The 14,972-nt window shown below is 73.0% G+C and carries 10 protein-coding genes and 1 pseudogene; 8 read left to right on the forward strand and 3 right to left on the reverse strand.

Annotation, left to right across the window (positions count from 1 at the left end):
- Nucleotides 1-1,021: polyketide synthase dehydratase domain-containing protein (locus tag PV721_RS05650; RefSeq protein ID WP_319721707.1), on the reverse strand; the 1,021-nt coding region annotated here is incomplete at its 3' end.
- Between the two features lie 57 nt (nt 1,022-1,078).
- Nucleotides 1,079-7,153 carry a beta-ketoacyl synthase N-terminal-like domain-containing protein gene (locus tag PV721_RS05655; RefSeq protein WP_319721708.1) on the reverse strand — a complete coding sequence of 2,025 codons (6,075 nt, stop codon included), beginning with the start codon at nt 7,151-7,153 and terminating at the stop codon, nt 1,079-1,081.
- Between the two features lie 436 nt (nt 7,154-7,589).
- On the opposite strand from PV721_RS05655, the gene PV721_RS05660 reads away from it, so the two are divergent.
- From PV721_RS05660 to PV721_RS05695, 8 genes and pseudogenes are all read left to right on the forward strand, one after another.
- On the forward strand, nt 7,590-8,258 hold the full coding sequence (locus tag PV721_RS05660) for a 4'-phosphopantetheinyl transferase family protein (protein WP_319721709.1): 669 nt from the start codon (nt 7,590-7,592) through the stop codon (nt 8,256-8,258).
- 201 nt (nt 8,259-8,459) lie between these two features.
- Nucleotides 8,460-9,239, forward strand: a complete 780-nt coding sequence (locus tag PV721_RS05665) for a HipA family kinase (protein ID WP_319721710.1) — start codon at nt 8,460-8,462, stop codon at nt 9,237-9,239.
- Nucleotides 9,236-9,631, forward strand: a complete 396-nt coding sequence (locus PV721_RS05670; RefSeq protein WP_319721711.1) for a DUF3037 domain-containing protein — start codon at nt 9,236-9,238, stop codon at nt 9,629-9,631. The genes PV721_RS05665 and PV721_RS05670 overlap by 4 nt, the downstream gene beginning before the upstream one ends.
- A gap of 48 nt (nt 9,632-9,679) precedes the next feature.
- Nucleotides 9,680-9,949 (forward strand): annotated as a pseudogene (locus PV721_RS05675) (crotonyl-CoA carboxylase/reductase); the annotation flags it as partial.
- A 136-nt stretch (nt 9,950-10,085) separates the two neighbouring features.
- A complete protein-coding gene (locus tag PV721_RS05680; RefSeq protein ID WP_319721712.1) occupies nt 10,086-10,835 on the forward strand; it encodes a TetR/AcrR family transcriptional regulator in 750 nt (249 codons plus the stop codon).
- The gene (gene facT, locus PV721_RS05685; RefSeq protein ID WP_319721713.1) at nt 10,832-12,508 is read left to right on the forward strand and encodes a factumycin efflux MFS transporter FacT; all 1,677 of its coding nucleotides are present in this window, start codon (nt 10,832-10,834) and stop codon (nt 12,506-12,508) included. Before PV721_RS05680 ends, facT begins: the two co-directional genes overlap by 4 nt.
- 58 nt (nt 12,509-12,566) lie before the next feature.
- On the forward strand, nt 12,567-12,902 hold the full coding sequence (locus PV721_RS05690) for a DUF6204 family protein (protein ID WP_073920094.1): 336 nt from the start codon (nt 12,567-12,569) through the stop codon (nt 12,900-12,902).
- 72 nt (nt 12,903-12,974) lie between these two features.
- Nucleotides 12,975-13,529 (forward strand): DUF2087 domain-containing protein, encoded by a 555-nt coding sequence (locus PV721_RS05695; RefSeq protein ID WP_319721714.1) that lies wholly within the window; start codon nt 12,975-12,977, stop codon nt 13,527-13,529.
- A gap of 63 nt (nt 13,530-13,592) precedes the next feature.
- Here the strand turns inward: PV721_RS05695 and PV721_RS05700 are convergent, their stop codons facing one another.
- Nucleotides 13,593-14,942: an acyltransferase domain-containing protein gene (locus PV721_RS05700; protein WP_319721715.1), complete on the reverse strand. Its 1,350-nt coding sequence runs from the start codon at nt 14,940-14,942 to the stop codon at nt 13,593-13,595.
- Nucleotides 14,943-14,972 lie beyond the last annotated feature (30 nt).

The raw sequence follows: 14,972 nt of genomic DNA on the forward strand, positions 1-14,972 counted from the left end.
CGCGGTCGCCCTCCACCGCCAGTGCGGGGTCGCCGACCGCCCGGCGGACCAGCTCGACCACCTCGGCGCGGATGTCCACCGGTCCGCCGTCGGCGCGGACCGGGTCCGCGGGGCCTTCGGGTTGCGCGGCTACGGCGAGGGCCGCGGCCCGCGGGGCCGGTTCCGTCCGCTCGGCGGCGAGCCGGGTGATCGCCGCGGCGGAGCGGACGCGCTTGAAGGTCAGGTCCGTGAACCGGGCGGCCAACGCGCCCGACCCGTCGCGCAGTTCGATGTCGGCCTTCACCACGTCGTCCCCGGCACCCGCCCCGGCCGGGTGCATGCGCAGGTCGACGGTGCAGGCGTCCCCGAGGGTGCGGGCGGCACGGAAGGAGCCGATGTGCAGGGGTATGAGGGGGCGGCCGTCCGCGTCCGCCCCGTCGAAGGCGAGCGCGTACGACTGCATGGTCGAGCCGTCGAGCAGGGCGGGGTGCAGCAGGAAGTCACCCACCGTGCTCCGCGCCTCCTCGCCGAGCGCGATCTCGGCGCGCACCCGGTCCGCCGTGGCCCGCAGGGTTCCCGCGCAGCGCATGAACGCCCGGTGCTCGATGCCTGCCGACCGTCCGGTGGCGTACACCTCGCCGACGTCGCGCGGGGTGCCGGACGGCTGGAGTCCGGGGGCGCCGGTGAGCGGGGGCAGGCCGGTGCGCAGGGTGGCCCGGAGGTGGGTGGTCACGTGGTCGTCGACGGGCAGTCCGTCGCGGATCCGGCGGCTGGTCGCCGTCACCCGGAAGACGGCGCCGTCGGGTGCGAGGTCGACGGTCAGCTCGCGGTCGAACGAGTCCGTGGTGACCACCGGCTCGACGAACAGCACGTCGCTCAACTCGGTGCGGTCCAGGGGGACGTCGCGGGCGGCGAGCAGCCGGTAGACGATGTCGAGGAAGGTGACGCCCGGCAGGGTTCGCACCCCGTGCACCCGGTGGTCGTCGACGATCGGGTTGTCCCGCTTCAGGTGCAGGGCACAGCGAACGGACCTTCGGTCCACGTGTTCTCTCCTGGTGGTCGGCGATGCGGGGGCGTGTTCGGGCCCGGCCGCGCCGGGTTACGGGAAGGTCAGGTCGAGCCGGGCCGAGCGGACCGGCGCGGGGGCCGGTCCGGGCGCGGCGGGCCGGCGCCAGAATCTGCTGCGCCGGTAGGCGGGCTTGGGCAGGGCCGGCCTCCCGGGTTCCCCGGGGGTTCCGGGGCCCAGCAGGACGTGGGCGTTGGTGCCTCCGAAGCCGAAGGCGCTGACGCCCACCCGGCTCCCGGGCGGCAGGTCCGCGACCCGGGTGACGGGGAAGAAGGGCGAGTCGGCGAACGCGAAGCGCGGGTTCGGCCGGTCGCAGTGCAGCGTGGGCACGAGCCGGCCGTGCCGCAGGATCTGCACCGCCTTGATGAATCCGGCGACGCCCGCGGCGCTGAGCAGGTGCCCCATCGAGCTCTTGACGCTGCCGATGCCGCAGTAGCCGCGGTCCTCGGTGTACGTCCGGTGCACGGCGGTCAGGGCCTGGAGCTCGATCGGGTCGCCGATCATCGTGCCGGTGCCGTGGGCCTCGACGTAGCCGACGGTGCGGGCGTCGGCCCCGGCGCGCGTCAGCACGTCGGAGACCAGCGCGCGTTGGGCGCGGCCGCTCGGCGTGGTGTGCCCCATGGTCCGGCCGTCGTTGTTGACGCCCGAGGACTCGATCACGGCCAGCACCCGGTCCCCGTCGCGCAGGGCGTCGTCGAGGCGCTTGAGCAGCACCATCCCGGCGCCCTCCCCCGGCACGAGGCCGTCGGCGGACTCGTCGAAGGTACGGCAGCGGCCGGTCGGCGACAGCGCCTTGCCGGCGCTGAGCATGAGGTAGGGCTCCTCGTCGAACAGCAGGTCCACGCCTCCGGCCAGGGCCATCGACGACTCCCCCGACGCCAGGCTCCGGGCGGCCAGGTGGATGGTCACCAGCGACGAGGAACACGCGCTGTCGACCACGAGGTTGGGCCCCGTCAGGTCCAGGAAGTGCGAGATGTGGGCGGCGACGAAGTTCTGGTTGACGCCGGCGATGTAGGGCCGCTCGGGGGGCTGCAGGTGCGCGCGGTGGTTGCCCGTGCGCGTGCCGACGAAGACGCCGACCGCCCCTCCCCGTACCTCGTCCTCGCGGTACCCGGCATCCCGCAGGCACTCCACGGACACCTCCAGCGCCTTGCGCGCCAGCGGGTCCAGGTGGCGTGCCGCCTCGGCGTCGAATCCGAAGAACTCCGGGTCGAACAGGGCGGCATCGTCCAGGAATCCGCCCCATTTGCTCTGGCTGCGTCCCGGTCCGCCGTCCGGGCTGTAGAGGGAGGCCACGTCCCAGCGGTCGGCCGGCACCTCGGTGACGAGGTCGCGGCCCGCCAGCAGCGCCTCCCAGAGCTGTGCCGGGTCGGCTGCCCCCGGGAGCCGGCAGCCCATGCCGATCACGGCGATGGGCGTCGGCCGCCCGTCCGGGGACGGGGTCGGGAGCTGTGCCTGCACCCGGGGTTCGCCCTGGGCCGGGGACGGCTGCATGTGCGCCACGGGGGCGGACGGGCCGGCGGGCTCGGGTACGAGGTCGGCAGGGGGTGCGCCGAGCGCGGCGGCGAGGCCGCCGAGCGTCGGGTGCTCCTGGAGGAGGCTCGGATCCACCGGGTGGCCGAGGATCTCCTCCAGGTCGCGCACCAGTTCGGCCATCAGCAGCGAGTCCACGCCGATGTCGCCGAGCAGGGTGTCGGCGTCCAGCAGGCCGGGGTCGACCTTGGTGGTGCGGGCCACGACGGCGTACACCCAGTCCGGCGCCGCCGCCGTGGCGGACCCGCCGTACGGCGCGGTCGCGGCCGGCGCGGCCACGGCCGGTACGGTCGCTGCCGGTACGGTCGCTGCCGGTGCGGTCGCTGCCGGTGTGCTTTCGGCCTGTGCGGTTTCGGCCGACACCGCCGGGCGGGGCTCCGCGGCGCGCCGCGGTGCCAGGAACAGCTCGTCTGCGGCCACGGCGGCGCGCTCCACCCGGCAGGGCAGGGTCACGGGGTCGCCGGGCACCCGCAGGGCGAGGTCGAGCAGTTCCAGGGCGTCGTCGGCGGCGAGGTCGGGGATGCCGAGCGCGCCGCTCGCACTCGTACGCTCCTGCCCCATGCCCACGCCCCGCCACAGGGGCCAGCGCAGGGAGCGCACCACGCACCCGGAGGCACCGCTGTCGTGGGCGGCGGCGAAGTCGTCGAGCACGCCGTTCGCCGCCGCGTAGTCCAGGTGGCCCGCGGCGAGGGGCGGCAACGCTCCGGCCACGGAGGAGAACAGCACCATGAGCCGGGGCGGTGTGGCTCCGAAGGCCGCCCACAGCACCTGCAGCCCGTCGGTCTTGGGCCGCAGCACCCGGGAGATCTCCTCGGGCGTACGGGACAGGAAGGACGTGGGCGGGTCCATCACGCCCGCGCAGTGGAAGACGGCGTCGATCCCGCCGGCCTGCTTCCTGACCCGGCCGATCAGCCGGCGCAGGGAGGCGACGTCCTCCAGGGCGTCGGTCCGTACGGTCAGCGTCACCCCTCGCTCGACGAGGGCGAGCAGCGCGGTGAGGCGGGCGCGCAGCGCCGGGTCGGTGGCGGGCGCGGCGACGAGGGCGGCCCACTGGTTGCGGACCGGGACCCGGGAACGGCCGACGAGCACGATGTGGCGGGCTCCCCGGTCGGCCAGGTGGGCCGCGAGGCGCAGGCCGATGCCGCCGAGGCCGCCGGTGATGAGCACCGCGCTGCGGTCGATGCCCGCGAGCAGGTCCTCGGCGGCCCGCGCCGGGGCGAAGGCGGCCACGGGCCGGCGGCGGCGCGTGCCCTCGTACCGGATCTCCGTCTCCCGGTCGACGGCAGCAATCTCGGCCCGGACGGCGGCGGCGAGTTCGGCGGCGCCGCCGTCGACGCGGACGGTGCGGCCGTGGAGGGCCTGGAACTCGCCGGACAGGGAGCGGTAGAAGCCCGCGAGCGCGGAGCGTTCGGCGCCGCTGACGTGGACGCAGCGCAGCCCGACCCGGGGGTTCGAGGTGAGCGTCCGCTGCAGCAGGGCGATGCGCTCGGTGACGAGGGTGCCGGGGGCGGACCAGTCGACGAGGTCGACGATCCCGCCGAGGCCGGCCAGATCGGGTACGGGGTCCCCGGGGACGTGCGCGACGGCGCGTTCCCCGAGCACCGTACGGGCCAGTTCCGGGTCGGTGGTGACCACGAGCAGCCGGCCGGTGTCGCCGGTGTCCGGCGCGGGTGCGTCCGCCCACTCTGTGGTGAGGAGTTCCGCGCCCGCGACGGGTGCCACCCAGTGCTGGTCGCGGCCGAAGGGGTAGGTCGGCAGCGACGCGGGCGGTGCGTCCGGGGCGGTCCGGTCCGGTACCGCCCCTTCGGACTGCCCGTTCACGGGCGCGTCCGGCGGGGTGTCGAGTACCGAGGCGAGCCGCTCGGCGAGTTCGCCGAGGTCCGACGCCTCGACGGCGACGCGGTACGGCAGTGCCGCGCGCCCGGTGCGCAGGGTCCGCGCGATCGACGCGAGCGGCGGGGCGTCCGGTGAGCGGACCGCGTGCAGCAGACGGGCCACGGCCTCCCGCAGGGCCTGCGGGGTCCGGGCGGAGACCGGCACGACCACCGGAGCGGCCGTGGCGGGGGCCGCCGCCGCGCGGGGGCCTTCCTCCAGGACCACGTGTGCGTTGGTGCCGCCCATCCCGAAGGAGCTGACCCCGGCCCGCAGCGGGCCGCCGCCCACGGGCGACTCCCATGCGCTGCGCTCGCGTTGGAGCCGCAGCGGCGTACCGTCGATCTTGATCATCCGGTTCGGGCGGTTCAGGTTGCGCGCGGCCGGCAGCGTACGGTGCCTCATGGCCAGGATGACCTTGACCATGCCGGCGATTCCGGCGGCCGCCTCCAGGTGGCCGATGCTCGTCTTGACCGAGCCGACCGCACAGTGCGGCTCGGCGGGCCGGGCGTGGCCCCACTGGGCGTAGAGCCGCTCGAACGCGGCGACCATGCCGGAGACTTCGATCGGGTCCCCCAGGCGCGTGCCGGTGCCGTGCGCCTCGATGTAGCCGACGGTGCGCGGGTCGACGCCCGCCTCGTTGTAGGCGGCGACGAGCAGGTCGGCCTGCGCCTCCGGGTTGGGGGCGGTGAAGGACTGGGCCTGACCGCCGTGATTGACGGCCACGCCGCGGATCACCGCGTGCACGCGGTCGCCGTCGGCCAGCGCCCGGTCCAGCGGCTTGAGCAGCAGGGCGGCGACGCCCTCGCCCCGGACGTATCCGTCCGCGTCCTCGTCGAAGGTGTGGCAGCGGCCGCGCGGGCTCAGTACGCCGGTGCGCTGGTAGGCGTGCTGGCGGGCCGGGTCGCACAGGACGTTGACGCCGCCCGCGAACGCCTGGTCGCATTCACCGGCGCGCAGCGCGGCGACGGCCTGTGCGACGGCGACCAGGGACGAGGAGCAGAGGGTGTCCACGGCGACGCTGGGCCCGCGCAGGCCGAGGGCGTACGAGACGCGGTTGGCCACCAGGGAGGGGGAGACCGCGACGCTCAGGTGCGGCTCGTCCCGGCCGGCGTGCCGGGCGATCAGCGCGGCGTAGTCGGAGTGGCACACGCCCGCGTAGACGCCGGTGCGGCTGCCGGTGAGCGAGGACGGATCGCATCCGGCGTCCTCGGCCGTCGCCCACACGGTCTCCAGCAGAAGCCGCTGCTGAGGGTCCATCAGGGCGGCTTCACGGGGGCTGATGGAGAAGAACTCGTGGTCGAAGCCCCGTATGTCGTCGAGCAGGGCCGCCTTGCCGATCAGGCCGGGATGGTCGGCCGCGTTCCAGCGGTCGGCGGGAACGTCGCGGACGGCGTCCTCGTCGCGGCCCAGGAGGTCCCACAGTTCGGGCACGCTCGGCGCGCCGGGGAACCGGCCGGCCATGCCGATCACGGCGATCGGCATGGCGGCGCGATCCGCGGCCGGCGGTTCGGCCGCCGGCGCTGCCGACGGTAAGGCCGCGGCCGGAGCCGGGCGTTCGCCGCGCAGGACGCGAGCCATGGCGGTGACCGTGAACGCCTGGAAGAGGGTGCTGGGGTCGATCTCGCAGCCGATCTCGTCCTCGGCCCGTACGGCGGCCTCCGACAGGGCCAGGCTGTCCAGTCCGCGCGGGCGCAGGTCGTCGTCGGCGGTCAGCGAGCCGGCGGGCTCCCCGAGCACGGTCTCCAGCAGGGCCAGGAGCCGGCTTTCGAGGTCGTCGGGCAGGGAAGCGTGCGGCGGCTCGGAGGAAGCGGCGGGAGAAGGAGGGGCGGAGCCGACCACGACCGGGGCCGCGCCGTCGGCCGGGAGGGCCGCGAAGGCCTCGGGCCGGACGAGCCGCTTGACGGTCTCCAGGCGGGCGAGCGTCCGGCCGTCGCGCTCGCGCAGGAGGGAGGAGGTGAGGACCACCCGGTCCTCCGACTCCCGCCGGCACCCGTCCAGGCGGTAGCGCACGGCGTCGGACAGGCCGCAGTTGCCGAGGTAGACGATGTCCCGGCTGAGGGTGACGGCGTCGACGGCCCACTCGCCGCCGGGCACCACCGACCGTACGTACTTGCGCTCGCCGCGGTCGTTGATGTGCGGGTACGAGGCGAAGTAGAGCAGTCCCGCGGCGTTCACGTCCGCGAAGGGGTTCAGTTCGTACGTGTCGGTGTAGAGGCCGGTGGCGCCGTCGGGCTCCAGCAGGGTCAGGGCTCGGAACTCGTCCTGGAAACCCCGGTGTTCCGTGCTCGCGTCCGCCACGGGACCGAGGCCTTCGATGCGCGGGGTGCCGGGGACGAGCCAGTTGCCGGGGCCCCGGCGGACGAAGGAGGTGAGGAGCCGGACGTCGACCGACGTGGTGGGCGTGGCGAAGCGGATGTCGCTGACGAAGGCATGCTCGTCGAGTCGGGCGAGGGTGCCGGTCAGTTCTCCCTCGTCGTGCTCGGTGAAGAAGCGGAGGGAGTCGGCCGCGGTGAGCCGGGCGCGGGTGAAGGCGGGCAGCAGCCGTTCGCCGTCGGCGTCGGCGAGTTCGGCGACCGGGAGGCCGAAGTGCTCGCCGATCAGAGACCAGTGGAGGTCACCGGCTTCGCGTAACAGCCAGTTCTCGGAGAGGCCCCCGACGGAGAGTGCGGGAAGGCCGAGGACGATCCGGCGGGTCAGCATATGGGCACCCGTCCGGCCGCCGTACGCTCGGCGGCCGCTGCGGGCCGGCGTGCGCCCCGACCCGGATGCGGCCACGACTGATGACGGCGCTGAATCATCCACATCCCCCGATGCATTTGCCTGAAGACCCTGTCTAGCACACCGGCCGCCGAAGTAGTTGACCATTGAAACTACCCTCGGCCAGACCCCCGGATCCGTCACCGGAATTCGGAGGCCGACGAGAATGCATCGTGGATGATCATGCCTGGTTACGCAAGTTGAGGGGGCGCTCGTGTCAGGAATTCCAGAGCCGGATCTCGGCATCCACCATCCGGTACGGAAACCCGTGCCGACCTGGCCGGACAGCACGGACCCCGGGCCCTGCACGGGGTCGGGGCCAGGGCCGTACCCCGTCGCCGCCGCGGCCGGCCTACTCGTCGGTACGCTGCCGGACGTCGTGATCGTGGAGCTGTTCGCCGATCCGCCGGACATCCACCTCTACCCGGAGGAAGCGGACAGGGTGAAGCGCGCGGTCGACAAGCGCCGACGAGAATTCGCCACCGTCCGACTGTGCGCCCGCAGGGCCCTGGCCCGGCTGGGAATGCCGCCCGGGCCGATCCTTCCCGGCCCCGCAGGGGCGCCGGCCTGGCCCGAGGGCGTGGCGGGAAGCATGACCCACTGCCCGGGTTACCGGGCGGCCGCGGTAGCCAGGACCAGGGAGGTCGCCGCGGTCGGGATCGACGCGGAACCGAACTCCGCGCTGCCCAGGGGCGTCGAGAGGATGGTGGCCTCGCCCGAGGAGCGGCGCACGCTGGACCGCCTCACCCTGTCCCACCCCGCCGTGGCCTGGGACCGGCTGCTGTTCAGCGCGAAGGAGAGCACGTACAAGACCTGCTTCCCGCTGATGGGCCAGCTGCTGGACTTCAGCGACTGCACCATCACGCCGGATCCGGAGCGCGGCACCTTCAGCAGCTCGCTGCACGTCCCGGGCCCGGTGGTCGGCGGGCGCCGGGTGGACACCTTCACCGGGCAGTGGCGAACCGCCGTCCGGGAGGGCGTCGAGTACGTGGCGACGGGGATCGTCGTACCGGCCGCTCCCGCACCCGCAGCGTCCGGTAACCGGTGACTGCAAGCCGGATTCCGGCCACGTTCGATGGGTGGCCGAAATTCACGGGATACAGCGCATTCCCTCCGGGGGCTCCGCAGCAAATCAGCCAATTACCCCGCCGAGTCCCCGCGTGGCCGTCCCGCACAGACCCGCCGGAGCAATGGCCGGAACTCGATCAGAGCCTTGGAGGGCCCATCTTGCGCCAGTAGGGTGATCGACATGCTGCAAGAAGTAAAAGGAACGCAATATTTGACGGCCCTGCGCGAGGGCGGTTCGCTTCCCGGTATCGTCGAGGCCGACAATGACGGCACTTATGTCGTCAAGTTCCGGGGAGCCGGCCAGGGAAGCGCGGCCCTCGTCGCCGAGATCGTGGTCGGCGAGCTCGGCCGGCACCTCGGCATCCGGGTCCCCGACCTGGTCCTCCTCGACGTGGACGCCGAACTGGCCCGCCGCGAGCCGGACCAGGAGGTGCAACAGCTCCTCCAGGCCAGCACCGGCCCCAATCTGGCCATGGACTTCCTGCCCGGCTCGGTCGGCTACGACGGCATCGCCTGGCGGGCGCCGGCGGAGGAGGCCGCCCGCATCTACTGGCTGGACGCCCTGACGGCCAACGTGGACCGCACCTGGTCCAACCCCAACCTCCTCATCTGGCACCGCCAGTTGTGGGCGATCGACCACGGTGCGGCGCTGATCTTCCAGCACTCGTGGCCGTCGGTGGACGGCTGGGCGAACCGGGACTACGGACTGGGCTCGCACGTCCTGTCCGAGCGGGTTTCCACGCTGGCGCCCCCGGTCCTCGACGCCCTGGACGCCGAGCTGGCCGCCCTCGTGACGCCGGAGGCGCTGGAGCGGATCCTCGGACTCGTGCCCGACGATTTCCTGGTCGCCATGAACTCGGCGAACGGCGCGGACCCGCAAACCCTGCGCGAACGCTACTGCGAATACCTGCTGGCCCGTCTCGCGGGTGAGCGCACCTGGTGGCCGGAGGCGGCGGCATGAGCACTCGCGTCTCTCCTTCCCTCGGTTTCGACTACGCGCTGCTGCAGGCCGTTCCCCGCGTGGACCGCGGCGAGCGGATCAACGTCGGCGCGCTGCTCTACTGCAAGCAGGCCGACTTCCTCGCGGCCGAGATCCACATCGACGCCGCACGCCTGCGCGCCCTGGATCCCGACGTCGACCTGACCGGTGTCACCGACGCCCTCGAAGCGATCCGCGCCATCTGCGCGGGCGACCCGAAGGCCGGCCAGGCCGGCGCCGGCACGCTGCGCTCGCGTTTCGGCTGGCTGACGGCCCCGCGCAGCGCGGTCGTCCAGACCGGACCGGTGCACGGCGGCCTCACGGCCGACCCGACGGCCGAACTGGCCCGGCTGATGAACCGTCTGGTGCGCTGAGCCGCCGTCCTCCCGCACCACCGCCCGTCCCCGTACCGAGGACACCACATGCAGGACATCATCGATGCCGTCGTGAGCGGGGAAGGGGTGCGGGAGGACTTCGCCGCGCTCGCCCTCCCCGACGCGTACCGGGCCGTCACCCTGCACAAGGACGAGACGGACCTCTTCGCGGGACTCGCCACCCGCGACAAGGACCCGCGCAAGTCGGTGCACCTGGACGAGGTTGCGGTGCCCGAACTAGGTCCGGGTGAGGCCCTGGTGGCCGTCATGGCCTCCTCGGTGAACTACAACACCGTCATCAACCGCTTCCGGGAGCCGGCACCGGCGTCCGACTGACCCTGCGGCTCGGCCACGGGCTGCCACCACGCCTTCGGGCACCGGTGGCAGCCCGTTCGCATGTGCGCCCCGCGGCGCGGGCCGCCCTTCCTGAATGCGTTTCAGATACAGCTCCGTATTGGGATACAGTCTCGTATCTGGGAAGCGCGTCAAGGAGGCGATCACCATCACCAAGCGACTCACCCGGCAGCAGAGCCGGCAGGTCACCCGCGAGCAGATCCTTCAATCGGCGGCCGCACTGTTCGCCGGCCAAGGGGTCAGCGGAACCTCGGTGGAGCAGATCGTCGAGGCCGCCGGCTACACCCGCGGCGCCTTCTACGGCAACTTCGAGGGCAAGCACGAGCTCGTCCTCGCCCTGCTCGAACAGCGGACCCAGCACGAGCTGGAAGAGATCCAGGAGATGAGCCGCGCAGCGGCCACCTTCGAGGAGATGCTCGACCACCTCCGCTCCTGGCACCGCCGGCGCGACGAGAACCTCGCGAGCTGGCTCGCCCTGCGCACCGAACTCTGGCTCTACGGACTGCGCGACCCGGAGCTGCTGCCCGTACTGGCGGACCGCGAGCGCCGCTCCCGGGAAGTGATCGCCCAGTCGCTGGAGCAGGGCTTCGCCGCGCGCGGCGTGACCACGCCGGCTCCCGTGGAACTGCTGGCCCTGATCGTGCACGCGCTGAACGACGGACTGTCCATCCAGCGCGTGCTCTCCCCCGCCGACAGCGGCATGGACTCCGTCGTGGACGTGGTGGAGCTCCTGATGAAGTCCTGGACCGCACTCGCCCGCAGCACCGCAACCGCTGCCGAACCGACCGCGGCACCCGCCGCGGAACCCACCGCCGAACCCCCGATCGAGAACCTGGAGAAGAACCCATGAACAAGGCAGGGCAGGCAGAAAAGCCGGCGAACGCCGGCCCACCTGCCACCCCCGACGCGCCCGAGCCCGACCCGAAGCGGTGGCTCGCGCTGACCGTCCTGCTGGTCGCCACCTTCATGGACCTGCTCGACGCCAACATCATCACCGTGGCGATCCCGAGCATCCAACGCGACCTCGGCGCCTCGACCGTCGCCATCCAGGCGATGACGGCCGGATACACCCTGAGCTTCGCGGTCCTGCTGATCACCGGCGGCCGGCTCGGTGACATCTTCGGCCGCAAGCGGATGTTCCTCATCGGCGTCAGCGGCTTCGTCCTCGCGTCCGCCATGTGCGCCGCCGCGCCCAGCACCGAATTACTCGTCGTCGCCCGCGCGCTCCAGGGGCTCACCGCCGCGATCATGGTGCCCCAGGTACTCGCGCTCATCCACGTCTCCTTCGCCCCCCAGGAGATCGGCCGCGTCGTCAGCCTCTACGCGAGCATGGTCGGCCTGGCCATCGTCTCCGGTCCCCTCATCGGCGGCGCCCTGATCAGCTGGAGCCCGCTGGACCTCGGCTGGCGCAGCATCTTCGTGGTGAACCTGCCCGTCGGCGTGGTGGCCCTGATCGGCGCCGCGAAGTGGATGCGGGAATCGAGCTCCCCCCATGCGAAGCGCCTGGACATCGTCGGCATGCTGCTGGTGATCCTCGGGCTGCTGCTGCTCATGGTGCCGCTGACCCTCGGCCGCGAGCTCGACTGGCCGCTCTGGAGCGTCGTCTCGCTTGTCGCCGCCGCCCCCGTCCTCGTGCTGTTCGTGGTCTACGAGCGCCACAAGACCCGCAAGGACGGCTCGCCCCTCGTGACGCTGTCCCTGTTCAAGGTCCGCGCGTTCGGCGCCGGCATCGGCGTGCAGCTCCTCTTCAGCGCCATTCCCGCCGGCTTCTTCCTCAGCTGGACCCTCTACCTCCAGGCCGGCCTGGGCTGGTCGGCCCTGCACACGGGTCTGACAGCGATCCCGTTCTCCCTGTGCGTGCCGGTCGTCGGCGGTCTCGCCGTCCGCAAGTTCTCCCCGCTCTACGGCCGATACTGCCTGCTCGCGGGGGCCGTCCTGATGTTCGCGGGCATCGTCTCCTACGCCTGGGCGGCCGACCACTTCGGTACGGACATCACCTCCTGGCACGCGATCCCGTCCATGCTCCTGATCGGCTCCGGCATGGGTCTGCTCATGCCCCCGCTGACGGCGCTCGTCCTCAGGGAGGTCCAGCCGCAGGAGGCCGGCGCCGCCTCCGGCATCATCAACGCCACCGGCCAGCTCGGCGCCGCGCTCGGCGTGGCGGTCATCGGCAGCCTCTTCTTCGCGGCGCTCGCGGGCAACGCCGGGCCGCAGGCCGAACGGGTCGCCCCCACCGTGCAGTCGGTTTCGCCCCAGCAGGCCTCGGACCTCCAGGACTGTGCGACCGAGGCACTCGGCCAGGACGACCTGGCCAAGGTTCCGGCCACGTGCTCCAACCTGGTGCAGGGCGCCGACGGCGGCACCCGGGATACGATCAACGGCGCGCTCGGCGAGATCCGCGCGAAGACGTTCGTGTCCACCTACAGCGAGACGCTGTACTGGGCGGCCGGTGGCCTCGTCCCGGTCACCGCCCTCGTGCTGCTCCTGCCGCACCACCGGGTCCGGCGGGAGGAAATGGCCTAGTGCGCCGCGCCTCTGACGACCAGTCGAACCCGAGAACCACATCTGGAGACCTCTCATCATGAGCAGCAGTACGACCTACCAGGTCCTCACCCGGGGCAAGTTCGCGCCCCTCGACGAGGAGCAGCGCGCGTCGCTGCTCGCCCAGGTCGACGACCACGGCGTGCTCAGCGCCCGGTTCACCGAAGAGGGCACGGTGCACTACGAGCGCGGACTGCACGGGTTCACCTTCCGTGTGCTGATCCCGGCGACCGACGACGACACCGAGGAGCTCGTCCTGTCGCAGGCCGAGGAGCTCGCCGTGGCGGCCGTCGCCAAGCTCGGCGCCGGATGCCTCGACCTCAAGTCGGTGTCCACCGACCTGGCCAGCATCAAGATCAAGCGGAAGGGGCGCTGACCCGAAGGTCCCGGCCGGCGCGGCGCCCGGGCGCCGCGCCGGCTCGCACCGGCGGGAACGCGGAACACTCTGATGACACCTGACGAATTCACCCTCGTGCTGTCCGACCCGACCCTGCGCCGCGTCTTCTCCGCGGTCGCGCTCGGCTCGTCCACCTCGTCCGAGATCCTCACGGCCGCGGGGCTCGACACCCCGGTGGCGGCCAAGGCCATCGGGCAGCTGACCCGGACGGGCCTGCTCGTGCCCGAGGGGCGCGGCCGGCTCGTCGTCAACGAAGGCGCCCTGGAAGAGGCGGCGCGGACCGCCGCCCGCCGCCGGGAGGAGGAGGCCGCCGCCGAGCAGCCCGACGCCCGGCTGCGCGGCTTCGTACGCGACCGGGTGCTGGTGGGTCTGCCCGAGGAGGCCGACCACGAGGCGCGGCGCACGGTGCTGCGGCACGTGGGGGAGGCCACCTTCACCCCGGGCGACGAGTACGACGAGCGCACGGTGACGGAACGTCTGGAGCCGTGGTGCGAGAGCGGCGTCCTCGACGCCGTGTCCCTGCGCCGGGCCCTCGTCGACCTCGGGGTGCTGCGCCGGGAGTCGGGGCTGTACGGCCTCACCGCCGCTCCGGTCGGCGCCGCCTGACACCGATGGCCCCCGTCCGGCAGGACGGGGGCCATCGGCCTTAGCCCGTCTTCCGGGCGTCCTCTAGGCGGGCCCGGCCGGGCCCGCCGCCACGGGTACCGGCCGGGGCCGGCGAACCGCGTCCAGTACGGCGGCCTGGTACGGGGTGAGGGAGCTCGCCCGCTCGTGCGGGAACAGCGCGGCCCAGTCGGGCTCCCGCCCGCAGGCGTACAGGGTCCCGAGCGAGGCGAGCATGGAGCGGGCCTCGGCCCGCCGCCTGCCGGACGGCACCAACCACCCCTGCCGTTCCCCGTGTTCGAGGGTCTGGCGCACCGGGCTCAGCAGTACCGGATGGGCGCTGACCTCGAGGAACACCTCGTGTCCCGCGGCGCCCAGATGTTCCACCGCGGCTGCGAACCGTACCGGTTCCCGCAGGTTGCGCATCCAGTACGCGGCCCCGAGCCCGGCGCCCCGCACCGGCTCGGCCGTCACGGTCGAGTACATCGGCAGGCGGGTGGGGGCCGGCTCCAGGGTGCGCAGGGCGGCGTGCAGGTCCTCGCGCAGCTCGTCCACGTAGTGGCTGTGCGAGGCAACCGTCCCCTTGATCACCCGGCAGTAGACGTCCCGCGCCTCCAGCTCGCCGACGAGCGCGGCGAGGGAGTCCGAGTCCCCCGCCAGGACGGTGGAGCGGGGGCTGTTCTCCCCCGCCACGCTGATCCCGCCGCCGCTCGCCTCGGCCACCGCGCGCGCCTCGGCGGGTGAGAGTTCCGTCGTGGCCAGTGCTCCCTTGCCGGAGATCCGGCGCAGCAGCGCGCTCCGCCGGCAGGCGACCATCAGGGCCTCCCGCAGGGTCAGTCCGCCGGCCGTGTGGGCGGCCGCGATCTCCCCCATGCTGTGCCCGACGACCGCGTCGGGCGTGATACCCCAGCTGCGCCAGAGCGCCGTCAGGGCGATCTGCAAGGAGACCATCGTGGGCTGGAGGACGTCCAGTTCGTCCAGCCGCGCCTCCTCGGCCGGCAGCTTCAGCTGCTCGACGATTGAGAAGTCGGCGAACTCGCGCACGAGCCGGTCGCAGTGGTGCATGGCCTCGCGGAACACCGGCTGCTGCCGGAGGAGTTCGCGGCCCATTCCGTACCACTGGGCGCCCTGCCCGGCGAAGACGAACACCAGCCCGGGGCGCCGGGCCGTGACCTCTGCCGGCACCCGCTCCGCCTCGCCCGCGCAGGCCTCTTCGAGCTGGGTGCGCAGGTCCTCGTACGAGTCGACGGCGAAGGCGATCCGGTGGGCGCCGGCCGTGCCCGTCGCCGCTTCGTGGCAGTACCGGGCGAGTGAGGGCAGTCCGCGTCCGGCACGGATCCTGTCGATGTGGGCGTACAGCTGGACCCGGAGCAGGTCCTCCGTGCCGGCGGCGACGGCGAACAGCCGTGGACTCATTCTTCCCCCTTTCGGTTGCGGCCCGGGCGG

Source organism: Streptomyces sp. MB09-01 (assembly GCF_033794505.1).
Taxonomy (GTDB): Bacteria; Actinomycetota; Actinomycetes; order Streptomycetales; family Streptomycetaceae; genus Streptomyces.